The organism is Enterobacter cloacae complex sp. P38RS, assembly GCF_014930775.1.
Taxonomy (GTDB): Bacteria; Pseudomonadota; Gammaproteobacteria; order Enterobacterales; family Enterobacteriaceae; genus Enterobacter; species Enterobacter bugandensis.
The window spans coordinates 91,353-107,484 of sequence record NZ_JADBRS010000008.1 but is presented as its reverse complement, the minus strand read 5'-3'; the positions used below and the strand labels follow the sequence as shown (position 1 = coordinate 107,484).

The following is a 16,132-nucleotide window of genomic DNA, read 5'->3' as shown; positions in this document are numbered from 1 at the left end:
CTCTTTTTTTACGCTACAATCCTATAAATTTACCTGGTAAAAAGCCGGTAAAGAGAATCAAACAATTACTGTCGCGCGTTTGTTTTTTAAGCAACTGATTTCCATAATGAATAATTCCCAGGATTTGATTTAATGGGGTATATCGTCGCAGTAACCGGCGGCATCGGTAGTGGCAAAAGTACCGTTGCGGACGCGTTTTCTCGTCTCGGCATCGCGATTATTGATGCTGATATTATTGCCCGTCAGGTGGTAGAGCCCAATACACCCGCGCTAAAGGCCATCGCCGACCATTTCGGTCAGGCAATCATCAATGCCGATGGCACACTGAACCGCCGTCAGCTTCGCGAATATATTTTTTCCGATTCTGCGGAAAAAGCCTGGCTTAATGCCCTGCTCCACCCCATTATCCACCAGGAAACTCAGCGTCAGATAGCCGCAGCCCGCTCGCCCTATGTCCTGTGGGTGGTTCCGCTCCTGGTAGAAAATCAGCTGCATAAGAAAGCCAATCGGGTATTGGTGATTGATGTCACACCCGAGACGCAAATCCAGCGAACCATGACGCGCGACCACGTCTCGCGTGAACATGCTGAACAAATTCTTGCCGCTCAGGCCACTCGCGCTCAGCGCCTTGCCGTTGCGGATGATGTTATTGATAATAACGGCGCACCAGATGCCATTGCATCGGATGTTGCCCGCCTGCACGAGCAGTATCTAACCTTCGCCGCGCAGGCCGTTGCACAGGAAAAACCATAATGTCGACTCACATCCTTTTTGAGCACCCGCTTAATGAAAAAATGCGTACCTGGCTGCGCATTGAATTTCTCATCCAACAGCTTTCACAACATCTGCCTGTTAACGATCATGCCACGGCGTTGCACTTCTTTCGCAACGTAGGCGATCTGCTGGATGTGATTGAACGTGGCGATGTCCGCACGGAGCTGTTGAAAGAGCTGGAGCGCCAGCAGCGTAAATTACAGGCCTGGGCCGAAGTACCGGGCGTGGATCAAAGTCGAATTGACGCCTTACGCCAGCAGTTGAAAAACAGCAGCACGACGCTGATGGCCGCGCCGCGCGTTGGGCAATATTTACGAGAAGACCGTTTGATAGCGCTGGTGCGCCAGCGCCTGAGCATACCGGGCGGTTGCTGTAGCTTTGATCTGCCAACGCTGCATATGTGGCTGCATATGCCGCAGGAACAGCGCGATCGCCAGGTAAACAGCTGGCTGGGTAGCCTGGAGCCGATGAATCAGACGCTATCGCTGATCCTCGATCTTGTGCGTAACTCTGCCCCGTTCCGCAAGCAAACCAGTCTCAACGGTTTTTATCAGGACAACGGCGACGACGCCGATCTTCTGCGTCTAAATTTGTCGCTTGGCGAGCAGCTTTATCCGCAAATTTCCGGGCATAAAAGCCGTTTCGCGATCCGCTTTATGCCGCTGGACAGTGAAAATGGCACCGTGCCGGAACGCCTCGATTTTGAACTGGCCTGTTGTTAAGGAGTGCCAATGTCTGACGTCACCACCGTAAACTGCCCAACCTGTGGGAAAACTGTCGTCTGGGGAGAAGTGAGTCCGTTTCGCCCGTTCTGCTGCAAGCGCTGTCAGCTCATTGATCTGGGCGAATGGGCGGCGGAAGAGAAACGAATTCCGAGCGAAGGCGACCTCTCGGATAGCGATGACTGGAGCGAAAGCCAGCAGTAACGTTCAAAGCCTGCTGGCGATTCGTTCGGCAGGCCTACATGTTTGTCGCTAAGCGGCGGATCACAGGCTCATTGGCTGGCGGGAATTTGTCGGCATCACTGATCTGAAGTTCCACCCAGTTACCCGGCTGTCCCTCTTTTCCCCAGGGTTCACCTTCCCAGCTTTCCACCAGCCAGAACCACAGCGTGATGTGCCTGTCGGGAAACTGATACTCCAGCTTATCGAACAGCGTGGCGCCAAGCGGGGTAATCCCCACCTCTTCCTGCAGCTCACGCACCAGCGCCTCTTCCGGTGTTTCTCCTGATTCGATTTTCCCGCCAGGAAACTCCCACTTGTTCGCCATATGGGCGTCAGCAGCGCGCTGGGTGATGAAGATTTGGTTTTGCGGGTTGCGAATAATCCCGACGGCAATTTGCAGTATTTTCATAGCGTCACTCCCATAAAAAAGGCGCAGATATCTGCGCCTTTTGAGTTAGTTATGTTCTTAGCTCAGGCGGCCGTGGCACGCCTTGTATTTTTTACCGGAACCACACGGGCACGGATCGTTACGACCGACTTTACGATCGCCGGTCTGCGCGGCGATCGCTGCTGCGGCTTCGCTTTCGTCAGTCTGGTGGCTCAGCTGCTGCATCTGCGCCAGACGCTCAGCTTCTTCACGGCGCTGCTGCTCCATCGCTTCCACTTCTTCCGGCATGCGCACCTGAACCTTGCTCAGGGTGCTGATCACTTCGTACTTCAGTGACTCCAGCATAGAGGCAAACATGGAGAAGGATTCACGCTTGTATTCCTGCTTCGGATCTTTCTGCGCATAGCCGCGCAGGTGGATACCCTGACGCAGGTAGTCCATCGCCGCCAGGTGCTCTTTCCACAGGGAGTCCAGCGTCTGCAGCATCACGCCTTTTTCGAAGTGACGCATCATCTCAGCGCCAACCACTTCTTCCTTACGCTTATAAACCTCCAGCGCGGTTTCAAAGATACGTTCGCGCAGGGTCTCTTCATGCAGCTCAGGCTCTTTATCCAGCCACTCTTTGATTGGCAGATCGAGATCGAAGTCGTTTTTCAGACGTTCCTGCAGGCCTTCAACGTCCCACATCTCTTCCAGAGACTGCGGTGGAATATGCGCGTCGATGGTGGCTTTGAACACATCTTCGCGGATGCTGTTGATGGTTTCGCTCACGTCGGACACGTCCAGCAGTTCGTTACGCTGGGTGTAGATCGCGCGACGCTGATCGTTGGCCACGTCATCATATTCCAGCAGCTGCTTACGAATATCGAAGTTGCGGCTTTCCACTTTACGCTGGGCGTTAGCGATCGCTTTAGTCACCCATGGGTGCTCAATGGCTTCACCAGGCTTCATGCCCAGCTTACGCATCATGCCGGACACGCGGTCGGAGGCAAAAATACGCATCAGCGCATCTTCCATAGACAGGTAGAAGCGGGAAGAACCGGCATCACCCTGACGGCCCGCACGGCCGCGCAGCTGGTTGTCGATACGACGAGATTCGTGACGCTCGGTACCGATGATGTGCAGACCACCGGATGCCAGCACCGCGTCGTGACGCACCTGCCAGTCGGCTTTGATCTGCTCGATCTGCTCTGGCGTTGGGTTTTCCAGCTCTGCGACTTCAGCCTGCCAGCTACCGCCGAGCATAATATCGGTACCACGACCCGCCATGTTGGTGGCGATGGTCACGGCTGCCGGATAGCCCGCCTGAGCAACAATGTCCGCTTCTTTAGCGTGGAACTTGGCGTTCAGAACGTTGTGCTTGATGCCTGCTTTGGTCAGCTCATTGGAAACCACCTCGGATTTCTCGATGGAGATGGTCCCCACCAGAACCGGCTGACCATTGGCAGTACGGTCGCGAATATCTTCGATGATCGCCTGAATTTTTTCCGCTTCGGTCATGTACACCAGGTCCGGCATATCCTTACGGATCATCGGACGGTTGGTTGGCACAACCACGGTATCCAGCTTGTAGATGGAGCTGAATTCAAACGCTTCGGTATCTGCGGTACCGGTCATCCCCGCCAGCTTCTCATACAGACGGAAGTAGTTCTGGAAGGTGATTGAGGCCAGCGTCTGGTTTTCGTTTTGAATGTCCACGCCTTCTTTCGCTTCCACCGCCTGGTGCAGGCCATCGGACCAGCGACGACCCTGCATGGTACGGCCGGTGTGTTCATCGACAATGATGACTTCACCGTCTTTCACGATGTAATCAACGTCGCGGGTGAACAACGCGTGGGCACGCAGCGCGGCGGTTACGTGATGCATCAGCATAATATTGCTCGGAGAGTACAGAGACTCACCTTCTTCCATAATGCCTTCAGCCACCAGCAGCTCTTCGATTTTCACCAGACCGCGTTCGGTCAGGTTCACCTGGCGCGCTTTTTCATCTACGGAGAAGTGGCCTTCACCCTGGAAGGTATCGGAGTCTTCTTTCTCCTGACGCAGCAGGTGTGGAATGATTTTGTCGACTTTACGGTACATGTCAGAGCTGTCTTCGGCCGGGCCGGAGATGATCAGCGGGGTACGCGCTTCATCGATCAGAATGGAGTCAACCTCATCCACCAGCGCATAGTGCAGCTTACGCTGGACGCGCTCTTCCGGGCTGAACGCCATGTTGTCGCGCAGGTAGTCGAAGCCGTATTCGTTGTTGGTGCCGTAGGTGATGTCCGCGTTGTAGGCTTCGCGCTTGGCGGGTGCCGGCAGTCCGGACATGTTGATGCCGACGGTCATGCCGAGGAATTCGAACAGCGGACGGTTGTTTTCGGCATCACGCTGGGCCAGATAGTCGTTGACGGTAACGACGTGAACGCCCTTACCGGTCAGTGCATTCAGGTAAGCCGGCAGCGTTGCGGTCAGGGTTTTACCTTCACCGGTACGCATTTCCGCGATGCAGCGTTCGTTAAGCACCATACCGCCCAGCAATTGAACGTCGAAGTGACGCATGCCGAACACACGTTTACTCGCTTCACGCACCACGGCGAATGCTTCCGGGATCAGGCTCTCTAAGGTTTCGCCTTTTTCCAGGCGTGCGCGGAACTCCGCGGTTTTCGCCTTCAGCTCATCATCAGAGAGCTTCTCCATCGCCGGTTCCATACCGTTGATGATGTTTACAGCTTTGCGCATACGGCGCAGGGTACGATCGTTACGACTACCAAAAACTTTGGTTAATAATTTGATTAGCATAATAAATTCTCAAACGCCCCAGACGGGCAGATAAATTAAGGTATTGAAAAAGGTTAATTTAGCTGAGGCATTGAGGCCCGGCACGGATGCCGTGAACCTGGCTAATCCAGGTTGAAACAGAGAATGATACAGGAGGAACAAACCAGGTTTGCGCCGTCTGACTCACGGTCACGGGCGGCTGGTTATCCTGCGTCAGAAGCGCATTAAGCGTATCGAGCAGGGCAAGATGCTGAGCCTGAACCGGCAGCGATTCTTCAGCAACAGGCATCGTCTGCGGCGCCATCGCGAACGACAGATGACGAATAACCGTGCGGATGGCGTGCTGCTGCCAGTAATCAACGGAGAAATTAGGACGACGGCTGGCTTCAAGCCACGCGAGATTAGTAAAGTTAACCCGCGTCGAGAGATCGTGTTTAGTTGTCGTGGAACGTGCTGGCGCCGCCGCTTCCGCACTGTTGCTGAGCGCAGGCAAGCCGAAACTCGCCGCGACCATCCCTAATAAGAGATGCGGCCAGAAGTAACGTCTGCCAAATTGTCGCCAGCGCGTCAGTATTCCGCTCACTTGCTCCACCACAATCGCCCGCCAGTGCAGGCTGAGTTCAATTATTCTTTTTTAGCGCCCAGATATTACCACTAAAGCCAATACGCAGCAGCAGGAATGACACCTTGCAGCAGGTAAAAACGGTCAATAATGCAGCGAACACACCGTTATTCGGCACACGACAATGGCCAGGGAATAGAGGGGCAAATCAAAGAAGGGCAGAAATAAAAACGACTGGCTTCCCTAGTCGGAGAGAGTACCAGGTGAACCAGTCGCTTTTCTTACGAAACGGCGTTAACCGTTACGCCAGGACCATAGTCGGTGCTTTGAACGCCAGCGGCAGTTCCGCTTCGTCTTCAAAGGTCACATATTCCCAGGCTTCCTGTTTTGCCAGGACGGCCTGCAACAATTTGTTGTTCAGTGCATGACCGGATTTGAACGCGGTAAATGCACCAATGATGTTGTGACCACACATGAACAGGTCGCCGATCGCATCCAGCATTTTGTGACGAACGAATTCATCTTCAAAACGCAGGCCGTCTTCGTTCAGTACGCGATAATCGTCAACAACGATGGCACAATCGAAGCTGCCGCCCAGGCACAGGCCGCGGGACTGCAGATATTCGATATCACGCATGAAGCCAAACGTACGTGCGCGGCTGATCTGGCGCATAAACGCATCAGCAGAGAAGTTCATCGCGTAGCGCTGGGTGCTGGAATCAATCGCCGGATGGTTAAAGTCGATGGTAAAGTCCAACGAGAAACCATTGTACGGTTTGAATTCAGCCCACTTGTCGCCATCTTCGACGCGAACGGTCTCTTTGATGCGAACAAATTTCTTCGCACAGTTCAGTTCTTCGATGCCGGCATCCAGCAACAGATAAACGAACGGCGCAGCACTACCATCCATAATCGGGATTTCTGGCGCATCGACTTCAACAATAATGTTGTCGATACCCAGACCCGCCAGGGCGGCGTTCAGGTGCTCTACGGTAGAAATCCGCACGTCATGCTCATTCACCAGACAAGTACAGAGCATTGTATCACGCACAGATTTGGCATCGGCCGGAAAATCTACCGGTGGATTCAAGTCGGTGCGACGATAGATGACCCCGGTATTGGCCGGCGCAGGGCGTAACGTCAGTGTGACTTTCTTGCCGGTATGTAAACCGACACCCGTCGCCTGAACGATACGTTTAAGTGTCCTTTGTTTGATCATCGTATAATCTCGCCAAATTAACTATCCAACCGAGAGTGTATATCACTAACGGTGGGCCAGTTTAGCACAAAGAGCGCAAATCCCCAAATTCCAGCCAATTCTTAGTCAGCTTGCTTACGCAGGAACGCCGGGATGTCCAGATAATCTGGCTCTTTTGCCGTTTGCGGCGTTGGGTCGTTCACCACTTTCGCAGCCGGTTTTTGCTCCTGAGTCAGAGGAGACATACCGTGCTGCTGGTAACGATCCATTACCGGTTGCTGAGTCTGCTTGTTGGTCACGAGGGTGATCTCAGGACGCTTGTCCATACCGATACCGGTCGCAACAACGGTAACACGCAGCTCGTCGTTCATTTCCGGGTCAAGGGAAGTACCGATTACCACGGTCGCGTTGTCAGAAGCGAACGCGCGGATGGTATTACCCACGGTTTCGAACTCATCCAGACGCAGGTCAAAGCCAGCAGTAATGTTGACCAGCACGCCGCGTGCACCGGACAGATCGATATCTTCCAGCAGTGGAGAAGAGATAGCCATTTCAGCCGCTTCTTCCGCACGGTCTTCGCCGCTCGCCACGCCAGAGCCCATCATCGCGTAGCCCATTTCGGACATCACGGTGCGAACGTCTGCAAAGTCAACGTTCATCAGGCCAGGACGGGTAATCAGTTCTGCGATACCCTGGACCGCGCCTTTCAGCACGTCGTTTGCTGCGCCGAAGGCGTCAAGCAGGGAGATACCACGACCCAGAACTTTCAGCAGTTTGTCGTTCGGGATGGTGATCAGCGAGTCCACATGCTTGGACAGCTCGGTGATACCCTGTTCCGCGAAGGCCATACGCTTTTTGCCTTCGAAGTTGAAAGGCTTGGTCACGACAGCAACGGTCAGGATACCTAAATCTTTAGCTACTTCAGCGACAACAGGTGCTGCACCGGTACCGGTACCGCCGCCCATGCCTGCTGCGATGAAGACCATGTCCGCACCTTCCAGTGCAGCACGCAGGGCTTCACGATCTTCTTCAGCCGCGTTGCGACCGACTTCCGGGTTAGCCCCAGCGCCCAGCCCTTTGGTGATGCCACCGCCGATCTGGATAGTCTGGCCAACTGCCGTTTTACGCAGTGCCTGCGCATCGGTGTTAACTGCGAAGAATTCAACACCTTCAATGCGTTCACGCACCATATGCTCTACGGCGTTACCGCCGCCGCCACCGACGCCGATGACTTTAATCACCGCGTCGTTGGTCAGTTCCATAGGTTCAAACATAATTTCTCTCTCCGTTGTGCCTGTCGCCCGAGACCGCTAATTCTCTCCGGTCTCTTTAAAAAATTAAAACTCTTTTCGCAGCCAGTTGTTCAGTCGTTTGACCCACGACCCCACTGAGACGCGTTTTTCCACTTCTGCTTCACCACTGAGATGAGATTCCTTCCCGTAGTGGAGCAGGCCCACAGCCGTTGAATAGTACGGCTCCTGAGCATAATCCGTTAAACCGGTAATATTCAGCGGCGCACCAATACGCACCTGCGTATGGAACACGCGCTGAGCGCAGGCCGCAAGACCTTCAATTTGCGCTGCACCGCCGGTTAATACAATCCCCGCCGCAAGATGATGCTTAACACCCTGCTGACGAAGCTGTTCCTGAAGCTGTAAAATCTCTTCGTTGACCAGGTTGAGCAGCTCGGTATAGCGCGGCTCAATTACCTCTGCCAACGTCTGGCGCTGCAGGCTACGCGGCGGACGGCCGCCCACGCTCGGCACCTCAACGCTCTCATCTTTACCAACGATAGACCCCAGCGCACAGCCGTGGCGTACTTTAATCGCTTCTGCATCGCTCGGTGGCGTACCAAAAGCGTAAGCAATATCGCTGGTCACAACGTTCCCTGCGTAAGGGATCACTTTGGTGTGGCGCAGCGCACCGCCGGTATACACGGCCATGTCCATTGTACCACCACCGATATCGACCACACAGACACCCAGTTCACGTTCGTCTTCGGTCAGCACGGAATAACTTGCCGCCAGACCGGCGAAAATAAGTTGGTCAACTTTCAGGCCACAACGTTCAACGGCTTTTACGATGTTCTTCGCCATATCGTTGTGACATGTGATCAGGTGCACTTTTGCCTGCATACGCACGCCAGACAGACCAACCGGGTTCTTGATCCCTTCCTGGTAGTCAATCGCATATTCCTGCGGGATCACGTGCAGCACGCGATGCTCATCGCGAACGCGCACGGACTTCGCCGTATGCACAACGTTTTCAACGTCTTCCTGCGTCACTTCTTCTTCAGAAATCGGCACCATACCGATTTCGTTCTGGCAGCTAATGTGCTTGCCAGAAAGGGCCAGATAGACAGAAGAAATCTGGCAATCTGCCATTAATTCAGCCTGGTCGATGGCGCGCTGTACGCATTTCACCACCGACTCAAGGTCGTTTACCCCACCTTTATCCATACCACGGGACGGGCAACTGCCCACGCCAATGATATTGACCATACCGTCGGGCAGAACTTCCCCTACTAAAGCGGCAACCTTCGCGGTGCCAATCTCCAGTCCAACTACCAGTTTTCTGTCCGTCGCCTTGATCATTGTTGTTCTGCCTGTACCTGTGCCTGATTCTGTTGCTGATTAGGTTCCTCGACCGGAGCCGGCTCCCAACCGACTGCTGCGCCTGAGTCATAGCGCAAATCAACGTAGCTTATCCGTTTGCCGTCCGCCTGCGCCTGCTGTTGTAAAACCGGGTAAAGTTCTACAAAACGCGCAAGACGTTTCATTGTGTCGCCGCGTCCCAGGTTGAGCTTAATGCCGTTCGTCAACGTCAGCTGCCAGGAGCGGCGCGCCGTCATCGCAGCATCTTTTAACGTAAACCTGTCCTTCGCCAGCACCTGCCCCATTTCACGAAAACCCTGCAATACTTCGTTTTCGCTGCCTTCAGGGCCATACAACATCGGTAAATTTTGCTTGTTGACACGATCGCTCGGGACGCTGAAGGAATTTCCATCTACGTCAACCATGTGCTGATCATTCCAACGCGCAATGGGCACATATTCAACCAGATGAATCTTCAATTCATCAGGCCATTGTTTTCTGACACTCGCCTGTTTTATCCATGGCAGACGTTCAATCTGGCTCTGGATAATATTGACGTCCTGCGTCATAAAGGTGCCGGGCGATCCCAGCGCCAGAATAGACTGGCGAATATCATCGTTACGCGTGTAGTGACGCTCGCCGGTCACCACCAGCTTTGACAGCGGCAACCGCTGTGCGTCTTCCATCCAGCCCAGCACCATCCAGCCGCTGATAAACACGGTGCACAGCACCCCGAGCAGGAAAATTATCCCTGCAAGACGCGTTCCATTACTCCGGCGTGAAGAAGTGTATTCTTCTTCGTCATCGCGGTTGCGCGTGTTCAATGCAGCCTGAGACATATCAGCCCGCCTGGTCCAGAATACGTACGACTAACTGCGAGAAGCTCATTCCCGCCTGACGCGCCGCCATCGGCACAAGGCTGTGGCTGGTCATTCCCGGTGAGGTATTGGCTTCCAGCAGATAAAACTGCCCGTCATTGTCCTGCATCACATCAATGCGTCCCCAGCCGCTGCAGCCCAAAACATTCCAGGCTTTAAGCACCAGGGACTGTAATTCGGCTTCGCGCTCTGCTTCAAGACCACAAGGGCAGAAATATTGCGTCTCATCAGAGAGATACTTCGCCTCATAATCATAGAAGACTCCGGCGGGTTGGATGCGAATTGACGGTAAAATTTCTTCGCCAAGCATCGCGACGGTAAATTCCGGCCCGCTGAGCCATTTTTCAATCAGAACTTCTTCATCATGTTGAAATGCCAGCGCTAAAGCAGATGTTAAATCTTCAGCTTTATCGACCTTTGACATCCCGACGCTCGACCCTTCCCTGCTCGGCTTTACAATAACCGGTAAGCCCAGTGCCGCAATGCGTGTATTAACGCTGTCCGACAGGCCCAATTCAAATTCGCCGCGCGTCAGCGCCACCCACGGCGCAACGGGTAAACCCGCTCCCTGCCAGAGTAACTTACTGCGCAGTTTATCCATAGAGATGGCGGATGCCATCACGCCGCTGCCGGTGTAAGGCAGGCCGATCAGCTCCAGAAGCCCTTGCAGGGTTCCGTCTTCACCGCCACGACCATGTAACGCGATAAAGACCTTATCGAAGCCCATCGCTTTTAATTGCGTCACGTCGACCTCTTTTGGATCGACAATATGTGCGTTTACGCCGCCTTCACGCAGGCCCGCCAGCACGGCAGCGCCGGAATTCAGAGAAACCTCGCGCTCGGCGGAGTTGCCGCCAGAGAGGACTGCAATCTTATCAGCCATGATGCTCATCCTCCTGGGTTTGCGGCTTCAGTTTGATTTCAGCTAAGGTACGGGCGATCTTGCCGATATTTCCCGCACCCTGAATCAGGATGAGATCGTTACCGGTCAGGACCGGTGCCAGAATTTCCGCCACCTGTGCCGGGTCAGAAACCAGAATAGGGTCAACTTTACCGCGCCCGCGGATGGTACGACACAGGGAACGGCTGTCTGCGCCTGGAATTGGTGTTTCGCCGGCGGCGTAAACATCCAGCATCAGCAGGGTATCCACCTGTGACAGCACGCTGGCGAAATCGTCATACAGATCGCGGGTACGCGTGAAGCGGTGCGGCTGGAAGATCATCACCAGATTCTTCTCCGGCCAGCCCGCGCGTGCGGCTTTGATGGTCGCGTCCACTTCCGTCGGATGGTGACCGTAGTCGTCCACCAGCATCGCGGTACCTGGCTTACCATTCACCGCATCCAGCGGGAACTCGCCGAGGAAGTCGAAGCGACGCCCCGTCCCCTGGAAGCTTTCCAGCGCGCGCAGGATCGCCTCATCATCAATGCCTTCTTCCGTCGCAACAGCCACTGCCGCTGCGGCGTTGAGCGCGTTATGGCGCCCTGGCGCATTTAGCGTGACGTGCAGCAGCTCTTTGTCCTGACGTGCCAGAGTGAAATGCCCCTGCGCACCAATCTGTTTGTACTCTTCCACGCGGACGTCAGCGTCTTCGCTGAAGCCGTAGGTGGTGATTTGACGACCGACGCGCGGCAGCAGCTCGCGGATCACCGGGTCGTCCACGCACATCACCGCGCGGCCATAAAACGGCAGGTTGTGCAGGAAATTGATGAAAGTCTGCTTTAAGTTTTCGAAGTCGCCCTGGTAGGTATCCATATGGTCAGCTTCGATATTGGTGACAATCGCCACCATCGGCTGCAGGTGCAGGAACGACGCGTCGCTCTCATCCGCTTCCGCAATCAGATAACGGCTGTGGCCCAGACGCGCATGGACGCCTGCGGCTTTCACCAGACCGCCGTTGACAAAGGTAGGATCGAGACCCGCTTCCGCATAAATGCTGGAAACCATCGCCGTGGTCGTGGTTTTACCGTGGGTACCGGCAATCGCAATGCCGTGACGGAACCGCATCAGTTCCGCCAGCATTTCTGCGCGGCGGATCACCGGAATGCGCGCTTCGTGCGCGGCAACGATTTCCGGATTGTCAGAGGAGATGGCGCTCGATACCACCACCACGCTTGCATCGCGCACGTTTTCCGGGCGATGGTTGAAATAGATAGTCGCCCCAAGCGACGCCAGCTGCTGCGTAACAGGGTTTGGCGCCAGGTCAGACCCGCTGATCTGATAACCTTCGTTAGCTAACACTTCGGCAATACCGCCCATGCCAGCACCACCGATGCCAACAAAGTGAATGTGCCGGACGCGACGCATCTCGGGCACGATTGAACGCAGTTTTGCCAGTTGTTGTGTATTCATTCTCTAAACGCCATCGACTACTTAAAATTCGTGCAGCGCAACACGCGCTGCGAGGGTTAAGCCTGGGCTGCCAGGCTCACTTCTTTTGCCACCCGTTCTGTCGCATCCGGGATAGCGGCAGCGCGCGCGCGCTGTGCCATATCCAGCAGTGCGTCTCTGTTCCAGCCCGCCAGGGTGGTGGCGACCGCATCGGCGGTAAAGTGTGGCTGCTCAAAAATTTTCGCCGCACCGGCTTTCTCAAGCGGCAGCGCGTTCCAGTACTGCTGTCGGTCTTTGTGCTGGAACGGCACGAACAGCGCTGGCAAGCCGGCGGCGGCGATTTCGCTCACCGTCAGCGCGCCAGAGCGGCAGACCACGACATCGGCCCAGGCATAGGCTGCGGCCATATCGTCAATAAATTCCGTCACTTTATGCTGCGGCTGGCCTTCATCAGCGTACGCCTGCTCAACGGTCTGCTGAGCGCCTTTACCGCTTTGGTGCCAGATAGTCACGGCATCACCCAGCTTTGCCGCCACCTGCGGCATTGTCTGATTAAGAATGCGCGCACCCTGAGAACCACCAACGACCAAAACACGAACCGGGCCTTCACGTCCCGCCAGGCGGGCATCCGGCAGCGGCAGAGCCAACACGTCGACGCGCACCGGGTTACCCACCACGTCCGCTTTCGGAAACGCGCCGGGAAACGCCTGCATCACTTTGGTGGCGATTTTCGCCAGCCACTTGTTGGTCAAACCGGCAATACCGTTCTGCTCGTGCAGAACAACGGGAATGCCTAACGACCACGCGGCCAGCCCGCCGGGACCAGAAACATAGCCGCCCATACCCAGCACCACATCGGGCTTAAAGCGCTTCATGATGGTGCGCGCCTGACGCCAGGCATTAAAAATACGCACCGGCGCCAGCAGCATGGCCTTGAGGCCTTTGCCTCGCAGGCCGGAAATACGAATAAAGTCGATCTCAATACCGTGCTTCGGTACCAGGTCGGCTTCCATGCGGTCTGCGGTTCCCAGCCAGCGTACCTGCCAGCCCTGCTCCATTAAATGGTGCGCAACCGCCAGCCCCGGGAACACGTGTCCACCGGTACCGCCTGCCATCACCATTAACCGCTTCGGTTGATTCATCGTGAACCTCGTGTAAACGCCTGGGCTTTCTCCAGACGCGTCTCATAATCTATGCGTAACAAAAACATAATGGCCGTCGACATGATCAACAGGCTCGAACCACCATAGCTGATCAGTGGCAACGTCAGACCTTTGGTCGGCAGCATACCCGCTGCGGCCCCGACGTTAACCAGCGCCTGGAAGCTAAACCAGATACCAATTGAGCAGGCTAAGAAGCCTGAGAAGCGGTGATCGATCTCCAGCGCTTTTCGGCCAATCGACATGGCGCGGAAAGCGACGAAGAATACCATTAAAAGCGCTAATACCACACCGATATAACCCAGTTCTTCCCCAATAATGGAGAAGATGAAGTCGGTGTGCGCCTCCGGTAAATACTCCAGTTTCTGTACCGAGTTGCCCAGACCTTGCCCCCAGACTTCACCGCGGCCAAACGCCATCAGCGACTGCGTCAGCTGGTAACCGCTACCGAACGGATCTTCCCATGGGTTCCAGAACGAGGTCACGCGGCGGATACGGTAAGGCTCGGCGAGGATCAGCAGCACCACTGCTGAAATCCCCATCCCGATGATGGCGATGAACTGCCACAGCTTGGCCCCTGCCAGGAACAGCATCGCCAGCGTGGTGACAAACAGTACGACAACGGTCCCAAGGTCAGGCTGCGCCAGCAGCAGGATCGCCAGCACCAGAATGACGCCCATCGGCTTTAAGAAGCCGCGAAGGTTGTTTCGCACCTCATCGACTTTTCGCACCAGGTAGTTTGCCAGGTAGCAGAATAACGAAAGCTTGGTGAACTCCGCAGGCTGAATACGCAGCGGGCCGAAGGCGATCCAGCGTGATGCCCCGTTAACGGAGCTCCCGACAACCAGCACGATCAGCAGCATGATAATGGAGGCGATCAGCATCGCGGTACTGTGGCGCTGCCAGAACGCCATCGGCAGACGAAGCGTTACCAGCGCCAGGCAGAACGCCAGAATGATGTACAGCCCGTCACGCTTGGCGAACAGGAAGGGATCGTTTGCCAGGCGTTGTCCGACAGGCATGGAGGCTGAGGTCACCATGATAAAGCCGATCGCCGCCAGCCCCAGCGTCAGCCAGAACAGGGTGCGGTCGTACATAATCAGGCTATCGGAATCTTTATCCCGGGAAGCCATCACCCAGCCTTTCAGCGCCGCAAACAGCCACACCAGAATTCCAAATCCTGGCAGGCGCGGCATTTTCAGGCGAGGGAGAGATAAACGCATCAGCCTAACTCCTTCGCAAGGCGGGTAAAGACATCGCCACGCTGTTCGAAATTCTTAAACTGATCGAGGCTGGCGCACGCCGGGGAGAGCAGAACCATGTCGCCAGGCTGCACGCGCGGGGCAATCAGGCGCATCGCCTGTTCCATCGTTTCAGTTTGCTCAGCAACCTCCGGGCGTAGTTCAGCCAACTCGCTGCCGTCACGGCCAAAGCAGTACAGGCGGATGTTATCGCCGGTGAGGTACTGTTTCAGGGAGGAGAAATCAGCAGATTTGCCGTCGCCACCCAACAGAAGATGCAGGGTGCCGTCAACGTGCAGACCGTTCAGCGCGGCCTCCGTGCTTCCCACGTTGGTCGCTTTGGAGTCGTTAATCCAGCGCACGCCGTTATGCTCCAGCGCCAGCTGGAAACGGTGTGCCAGGCCGGAAAACGTGGTCAACGCTTTCAGGCTGGAAGAGCGCGGCAGCCCTACGGCATCTGCCAGCGCCAGCGCCGCCAGGGCATTGGTATAGTTGTGCTGGCCGGAAAGCTTCATCTCCTTCACGTTCAGCACTTTTTCACCTTTCACGCGCAGCCAGGTTTCGCCCAGCTGGCGGTTCAGATGATAATCACCCATGGTGATACCAAAGCTGATGCAGCGCTCGTCCGCGCCGCGCACCGGCATGGTCAGAGCGTCGTCGGCGTTAACCACGCAAACTTTGGCATTTTCGTAAACACGCAGCTTGGCCGCGCGATACTGCTGCAGACCAAATGGGTACCGATCCATATGATCTTCCGTCACGTTGAGGATCGTTGCCGCCTCCGCATGCAGGCTGGAGGTGGTTTCAAGCTGGAAGCTGGAAAGTTCCAGAACGTACAGCTCGCAGCCTTTGTCCAGCAGCATCAGCGCGGGCAGACCGATATTGCCGCCTACTCCTACGTTCATGCCTGCGGCTTTCGCCATTTCACCCACCAGGGTAGTGACGGTGCTTTTGCCGTTAGAACCGGTGATCGCGATAACCGGCGCCTGCGCTTCGCGGCAGAACAGCTCGATATCGCCGACAATCTCAACGCCCGCATCCGCAGCTGCGCTCAGTGAAGGGTGCGCCAGCGCCATACCCGGGCTGGCGACAATCAGATCGGCTGCCAGCAGCCAGTCATCATTCAGACCACCAAGGTGACGTTCAACCTGTTCCGGCAGTTTGTCCAGACCCGGCGGAGAGACACGCGTATCCATCACACGCGGCGTCACGCCGCGCGCAAGGAAAAAGTCCACGCAGGAGAGGCCAGTGAGGCCTAACCCGATGATAACGACTTTTTTACCCTGGTAATCTGCCATGA

15 protein-coding genes are annotated in these 16,132 nt (G+C 55.6%); 3 read left to right on the top strand and 12 right to left on the bottom strand.

Translation table 11 applies throughout. From position 1 onward, the window contains the following. Nucleotides 1-132 precede the first annotated feature (132 nt). Genes coaE through yacG form a run of 3 tightly spaced genes read left to right on the top strand, consistent with a single transcriptional unit; the run spans nucleotide 133 to nucleotide 1,700 of the window. The gene (coaE, locus tag IM303_RS12665; RefSeq protein ID WP_028015518.1) at nucleotides 133-753 is read left to right on the top strand and encodes a dephospho-CoA kinase; all 621 of its coding nucleotides are present in this window, start codon (nucleotides 133-135) and stop codon (nucleotides 751-753) included. Then, complete coding sequence (gene zapD / locus IM303_RS12660) at nucleotides 753-1,496, top strand: cell division protein ZapD (protein ID WP_028015517.1); 744 nt, start codon at nucleotides 753-755, stop codon at nucleotides 1,494-1,496. Before coaE ends, zapD begins: the two co-directional genes overlap by 1 nt. A 9-nt stretch (nucleotides 1,497-1,505) precedes the next feature. Next, nucleotides 1,506-1,700, top strand: a complete 195-nt coding sequence (gene yacG / locus IM303_RS12655; protein ID WP_028015516.1) for a DNA gyrase inhibitor YacG — start codon at nucleotides 1,506-1,508, stop codon at nucleotides 1,698-1,700. Between the two features lie 34 nt (nucleotides 1,701-1,734). Here yacG and mutT read toward each other — a convergent pair whose 3' ends face one another. The 12 genes from mutT to murD form a co-directional block, all read right to left on the bottom strand. Further along, a complete protein-coding gene (mutT, locus tag IM303_RS12650; protein WP_049000507.1) occupies nucleotides 1,735-2,127 on the bottom strand; it encodes an 8-oxo-dGTP diphosphatase MutT in 393 nt (130 codons plus the stop codon). Between the two features lie 57 nt (nucleotides 2,128-2,184). Further along, nucleotides 2,185-4,890, bottom strand: coding sequence for a preprotein translocase subunit SecA (secA, locus tag IM303_RS12645; RefSeq protein ID WP_045259459.1), 2,706 nt, complete (start codon nucleotides 4,888-4,890; stop codon nucleotides 2,185-2,187). 58 nt (nucleotides 4,891-4,948) lie between these two features. Next, complete coding sequence (secM, locus tag IM303_RS12640; protein WP_049000578.1) at nucleotides 4,949-5,452, bottom strand: secA translation cis-regulator SecM; 504 nt, start codon at nucleotides 5,450-5,452, stop codon at nucleotides 4,949-4,951. A 280-nt stretch (nucleotides 5,453-5,732) separates the two neighbouring features. Continuing rightward, the gene (lpxC, locus tag IM303_RS12635) at nucleotides 5,733-6,650 is read right to left on the bottom strand and encodes a UDP-3-O-acyl-N-acetylglucosamine deacetylase (protein WP_006810110.1); all 918 of its coding nucleotides are present in this window, start codon (nucleotides 6,648-6,650) and stop codon (nucleotides 5,733-5,735) included. 101 nt (nucleotides 6,651-6,751) lie between these two features. Further along, a complete protein-coding gene (gene ftsZ, locus IM303_RS12630; RefSeq protein ID WP_008501978.1) occupies nucleotides 6,752-7,903 on the bottom strand; it encodes a cell division protein FtsZ in 1,152 nt (383 codons plus the stop codon). A gap of 63 nt (nucleotides 7,904-7,966) precedes the next feature. Then, on the bottom strand, nucleotides 7,967-9,223 hold the full coding sequence (ftsA, locus tag IM303_RS12625) for a cell division protein FtsA (RefSeq protein WP_006173845.1): 1,257 nt from the start codon (nucleotides 9,221-9,223) through the stop codon (nucleotides 7,967-7,969). Then, entirely contained in the window at nucleotides 9,220-10,062 is an 843-nt protein-coding gene (gene ftsQ / locus IM303_RS12620; protein WP_045259458.1) for a cell division protein FtsQ, read from the bottom strand. Before ftsQ ends, ftsA begins: the two co-directional genes overlap by 4 nt. A gap of 1 nt (nucleotide 10,063) precedes the next feature. Further along, nucleotides 10,064-10,984 carry a D-alanine--D-alanine ligase gene (locus IM303_RS12615; RefSeq protein ID WP_041911244.1) on the bottom strand — a complete coding sequence of 307 codons (921 nt, stop codon included), beginning with the start codon at nucleotides 10,982-10,984 and terminating at the stop codon, nucleotides 10,064-10,066. Beyond that, nucleotides 10,977-12,452, bottom strand: coding sequence for a UDP-N-acetylmuramate--L-alanine ligase (murC, locus tag IM303_RS12610; protein ID WP_028015510.1), 1,476 nt, complete (start codon nucleotides 12,450-12,452; stop codon nucleotides 10,977-10,979). The genes IM303_RS12615 and murC overlap by 8 nt, the downstream gene beginning before the upstream one ends. Before the next feature lie 56 nt (nucleotides 12,453-12,508). Further along, entirely contained in the window at nucleotides 12,509-13,573 is a 1,065-nt protein-coding gene (gene murG, locus IM303_RS12605; RefSeq protein ID WP_049000503.1) for an undecaprenyldiphospho-muramoylpentapeptide beta-N-acetylglucosaminyltransferase, read from the bottom strand. Then, complete coding sequence (ftsW, locus tag IM303_RS12600; RefSeq protein WP_028015508.1) at nucleotides 13,570-14,814, bottom strand: cell division protein FtsW; 1,245 nt, start codon at nucleotides 14,812-14,814, stop codon at nucleotides 13,570-13,572. The genes murG and ftsW overlap by 4 nt, the downstream gene beginning before the upstream one ends. Then, complete coding sequence (gene murD / locus IM303_RS12595) at nucleotides 14,814-16,130, bottom strand: UDP-N-acetylmuramoyl-L-alanine--D-glutamate ligase (RefSeq protein ID WP_049000501.1); 1,317 nt, start codon at nucleotides 16,128-16,130, stop codon at nucleotides 14,814-14,816. Before murD ends, ftsW begins: the two co-directional genes overlap by 1 nt. Between the last annotated feature and the right edge of the window lie 2 nt (nucleotides 16,131-16,132).